A 4,791-nucleotide genomic window follows, 5' to 3' on the forward strand; every position below is an offset into this window, starting at 1 on the left:
AGGGCGCCGCGCTCGCGGGCGCAACCGTCATCCTGGTCGACGCGACCGGCAGGCAGGTGAGCACCACCGCCGGGGCTGATGGCACCTATTCCATCGACGTCACGGGTCTCACCCCGCCCTTCATCATCACGGCCACCGATGGCACGAACACGCTGCACAGCATTGCCTTTGGGCCAGGCGTCGCCAACGTGACCCCCCTCACCGACGTGGCCACCACCACCTACTTCCAGACGCAGGGAACCACGGTGGAGAACGCCATCGCAAACCCGTCTGGCGTGCGTCTTCCCACGGTGGGAAGCCTCGATCGCTGCACTGAGGCCATGCTCGCCAACCTGAAAGAGCTCATGATCCAACACGGCATCGACCCCGCAGAGTTCGAGCCCTTCACGACCGAGTTCATCGCCAACCACACTGGCATCGACGGCCTGCTCGACCAGATCCAGCAGACCGGCGACACCACCTTGCAGACCGTGAGCGGTACCGTGACCACCACGGTCACCCTCGACGGCCTGGGCGACGGCACCGTGCGCACGCATTGCAACCACCACGACAACAACACCGGTCACGACAGCAACACCGAAGACATCTCGCACGTGGGGGGAGCGACCCAGGCCGAGATCGACGCGGCCGTGACGGGCGTGAACACCCTCCTCGCCAACCTGGCGCAGACCATCAACAACAAGGGCGGCGCCCTCACCGACGCAGACCTGCTGGCGTTCCTCACCCCTGACTTCAACAACGACGGAGTCTCTCGCGCGGACTTCGCGAAGGCGATGGCCGCAGAGTTCGCCGGGGTGTCGGTGCAATCGCTCACCGTGTCGTTCGTGATCGACTTCGATCCGCAGCGGAACGAGATGTTCGCGAAGTTCGCGGTGCAGCTCGTCAACGACCCCACCCCGTACTTCCATCACATGTTCTTCCAGCGCCAGAGCGATGGAACATGGCTCTTCCACGGCAATCAGGAAGACGTGGAGGCCACCGACGTCATCCGCTTCAAGAACGCCCGTGCCATCACCAATGCCAGCGACTCGGGCTTCAAGCCCACCGCCGTGGTCGACACGCGCATCCCCGCCGGGGTGCTCAACGCGATGACCGCCACCGACGCAAGCAGCACCTTCTTCTCATCGAGCGGCACCCCCGTCTCGAAGCTGGCCCAGACCGACCTGACCATGCAGGGGGTGCCACAAGACATCTTCTACGCCTGGTCGAGCGCTCAGGCGTTCCCGCCCGCGGGTACGCAGTTCAGCGTCGATCTCAGCCTGATCGGAAGCATCAACGTCACCCTTCCGGTGAGGGCGCAGGTCACCACCACCGATACCCTCAACGGCTACCAGCTCCAGGCCGATGCGCAGGCCCCGGCACAGCACGATCTGACGTCGGTGTCCGGAAAGACCCTCGACCTGAGCTGGTCGCTCCCCACCACCTTCAAGACGCGCGACGTCATGGTGCGTGTCACCCAGCGCTCGGCAAGCTACAGCGTCGATCGGTTCTACCCCGCATCGAACAATGACACCCACGCCCAGATCCCCCCGCTGCCCTCGACCATTCAGGGTGCGCAGCTCGAGAACGTGGACACCCTCATCATCGAGGTCGAAGCGGTCGGTCCACAGGGCGAAAACGTGACCGTCCAAGATACCTACCAGTGAACACGGGGGGCGCGCGGTGACCCCGCGCGGCACCATCGAAAGGCGAGGCGTCCGTCGCAAGGCGGGCGCCTCGTTGCGTCTCTACGCGTGTGAACGATGAGGCCGTGCCTGGGCGCGAGAGGGGTGGCGCTCCTCAGCGGGCGAGGGCTGGCTGATGGATCAGCGTGAGATGGCCGTTCAGCGTCTCTTCGAGCGAGGCCGCGAAGTCGCGCACGCAGATGTCGATGCGCGAGGTTCCCTTGCCCTTGAAGGCACTTCCGGTATCGACCACGCGAAACTCGATGGGGCGGCCGTACTTCTTCTCGAGCTCGGGAATGCGCAGCTTGGTGCCGTAGGGCAGGCCGGCCTGCTTGTCCATGGCCACCGAGACATAGGGCGCCTTTCCTGCCAGGAAGGCCTGGAGGGTGTGCAGCGGCTTGCCGATCATGTCGTTCGGGCCGCCCTCCTGCCCGACATGCTTGGGAAAGTAGCCCGTGCCCTTTGCGCTGTAGGCCTTTGAGGAAGCCGGACTGGCCGGGATGACGCGCTCGACCGAAGGCGACGCCTGCGCGGGGAAGTGCGGGGTGGGCGAAGGCAGGGCGCCTGCGGCCACCGACAGCGGGCTGGTGAGCAGCGTGAGAGCGGCCAGCGCACCCAGGCTCGCAGCGCGCCACGGCGACGCGTGAGGGGCAGGGGTCGAGAGCGGCTGCGACATCTCGCGTGAAGGCGGCGCGGCCGACGGTGTGAAGCGATCACCCGCATCGGCCGGCGTGGTGGCCGACGGCGCCGAAGGCAGCGACTTCTGCGTCGGCGTATGGAAGCGGTCCATGGGCGTCGCGTTGCGCGATATGATGCGTGGATCCACTCTGGCTTCTCCCTCCGGCGATCATCTTCACGACATTGCCGCTCCGGTCTAGCATCCGGGCGCACGTGCAGCGCTTCCCTGTTGCGACGACGAACGCCTGCAGCGGCCGGCACGAAGCATCGCGATGCGCGTCGAGAAGCAACCCGCACCAGGAATCGGGCGCTGAGGCGCCCAAGACCTCATCGGCACTCCCCGACGCCCGACGCCCTGGAGGTTTCACAGAAATGAGAAGGCTCTCCCTCTTCCTCGCCCTGCTCATCGCGCTCCACCCCATGCAGGCGCTGGCGCAGGCCCCGCCCCCCGCAGCCCTCGTGCTACCCGAAGGCACGGCTGTGATGGTGCGCCCTCCCTACGACCTGCGGAGCGACAAGGTGCAGACCGGAGACGTGATCACGTTCAACGTGACCGAGAACGTGGTCGTGAACGGCATCACCGTCATCGCGCGCGGCGCTCCCGTCAAGGTGACCATCGCCGAAGCCCGTCACGCCGCGGGGTTCGGGCAGAGCGGCAAGCTGCGGCTGGCGGTGAACCACGTAGCCGCGGTCGACGGCACCCAGATCAACCTGCGCGGAAATCCGGACAAGCGAGGGGGCGACAACACGGTGATGTCGGTGGCCGGCATGCTGCTGTTCAGCGTCTTCTTCGTGTTCCTGCAGGGAAGAGAAGCCGTTCTCAAGTCAGACAAGGAGATGACGGTCTACACCGACCAGTCGGTCTCGTTTGCCGTTCGCGGCGGCGCGACGCAGCCCCAGGTGAGCGTGGTGCAGACCCAGCCGCAGATCGGTCCGGTGCAAGGCGGGCCGCAGCAGAGCCCGGCACAGGCCCCTCCCCCGTCGTCTTCAGCACAGGCGCACATCACCCGTCAGGTCATGTGCGAGTCGATCACGGGAGGGCAGCCGGTGGGCGTCTCTGAGCGGTTCAAGACGACCATCGGCGGCATCGTCACCTGGATCGAGCTTGCGAACCCGCCCGCGGGGGGACACCTCGAGGTGCGGTGGACCCTCAACGGATCGACCCTCTTCAAGGAAGAGATCACGGTCGATCCGCAGCAGCGCACCCTCTGGTCGACCCTGTTCCCCAAGAGCGGTCGCGCGTTCGCCCCCGGCACCTACGAGGTGGAGATCGCCGAGAACGGACAGGTGCTGTCGCGTCACGCGTTCATGATCGCCCCCTGATCCAGGGAGAGGAGCCGAGCGCATCTCGGCAGGAGCCGGCCCGCCGGATTTGAACCGATGGGCATGGCCCGCCGAGCGTCCCCCACTCCCGAACCGTTTCTGGAACCCGACGACATCCGTGCTCTCTCCGAGCTGCCGGCGTGCGACCGGCTGTGGGTCGGCGGGCGCCGCCGCATGCCCCACGACGACGACCAGACCGACGCCGTGTTCTGGATCGATGTGGAGGCCAACGAGGTTCGCGCCTTCGACATGGTGGCGCGTGGCCGACAGCACGAGGCGCTCCTCCGATTGCTCGTGTCGGCCATGGCCGCGCCGGAAGAAGGCCTCGCCCCCGCGCGCCCCACGGCCGTGGCCAGCGACGACCCGCGTCTCACCGCCTATCTGGCCCCCCTCGACATCGACGTGCGAAACGCCCCACGGTCGCTCGTCGACCAGATGTTCGACGCCATGGTCGACCTCCTCGGAGACGAGGAGGGCCCCCGCGTGACCTATCTCGCTCGCCCTGGTGTGACACGCAAGAGCGTGAAGGCGTTCTACGAAGCCGCCGCCCGAATCTTCCGATCGGCTCCGTGGCAGCACATCAGCGAGCACGATCTGGCGCGCATCGATGGGCTTGGGCCGCAGCCCCTGTTCGTCTTGCTCGATGGCAGCGATGGCAACGAACCGGCCATCGCGTTCCTCGAGCACGAGAGCGACGCCCGCGCAATGCTCGATACGACCACCGACGATGCCGACGCCCTGCCCCCCCACCTCGTGCTCTCCTACGAAGCCCGGGGCGTCGACGACCTGCTCGATGAGGCGCGTGAGCACGGCTTCTCACTTGCGGCTGGCGATGCCGTGCCCGTGCTGCTGCGCAGCAGCGACGACGCCGAGCTCCTGGCCAGCGAGACCGATCTCGTGCTCGCAACCCGCGCCCTCGAGGCCCTTGCGGCCATCGACGAACAGGCTGCTCGAGCGCGATCGGTCAACACCAGGGTCGGTGGGCTCCGCATCGTCTGGCCCTGCCTGCCCCCTGCCAAAGAAGGGCGCAAGCGATGAGCGAGACGAGCGCAGAGCGGCTCTCTCCGGTGATTCTCGGCGCGTCGCCCACCCACACCGAACGCGCCCGCACCCTCGTCGCGATGCA

Annotated in this window: 4 protein-coding genes; 3 read left to right on the plus strand and 1 reads right to left on the minus strand. The window is 67.0% G+C overall.

The window, feature by feature from the left end; translation table 11 throughout:
- Window positions 1–1,646: hypothetical protein (locus EB084_19650; GenBank protein NDD30479.1), on the plus strand; the 1,646-nt coding region annotated here is incomplete at its 5' end.
- Window positions 1,647–1,779: 133 nt separating this feature from the next.
- Here the strand turns inward: EB084_19650 and EB084_19655 are convergent.
- Window positions 1,780–2,490: a hypothetical protein gene (locus tag EB084_19655; protein NDD30480.1), complete on the minus strand. Its 711-nt coding sequence runs from the start codon at window positions 2,488–2,490 to the stop codon at window positions 1,780–1,782.
- A gap of 224 nt (window positions 2,491–2,714) precedes the next feature.
- Between EB084_19655 and EB084_19660 the strand changes: the two genes are divergently transcribed.
- Window positions 2,715–3,665, plus strand: a complete 951-nt coding sequence (locus EB084_19660) for a hypothetical protein (GenBank protein NDD30481.1) — start codon at window positions 2,715–2,717, stop codon at window positions 3,663–3,665.
- A 57-nt stretch (window positions 3,666–3,722) separates the two neighbouring features.
- Entirely contained in the window at window positions 3,723–4,703 is a 981-nt protein-coding gene (locus EB084_19665; GenBank protein NDD30482.1) for a hypothetical protein, read from the plus strand.
- The last annotated feature ends 88 nt before the right edge of the window (window positions 4,704–4,791 follow it).

The organism is Pseudomonadota bacterium (genome assembly GCA_010028905.1).
GTDB lineage: Bacteria > Vulcanimicrobiota > Xenobia > RGZZ01 > RGZZ01 > RGZZ01.

Excerpts from the sequence above, each read along its gene's own strand:
- EB084_19660 (NDD30481.1), top strand. The coding sequence starts at position 2,715 with ATGAGAAGGCTCTCCCTCTTCCTCGCCCTGCTCATCGCGCTCCACCCC.
- EB084_19665 (NDD30482.1), top strand. The coding sequence starts at position 3,723 with ATGGGCATGGCCCGCCGAGCGTCCCCCACTCCCGAACCGTTTCTGGAA.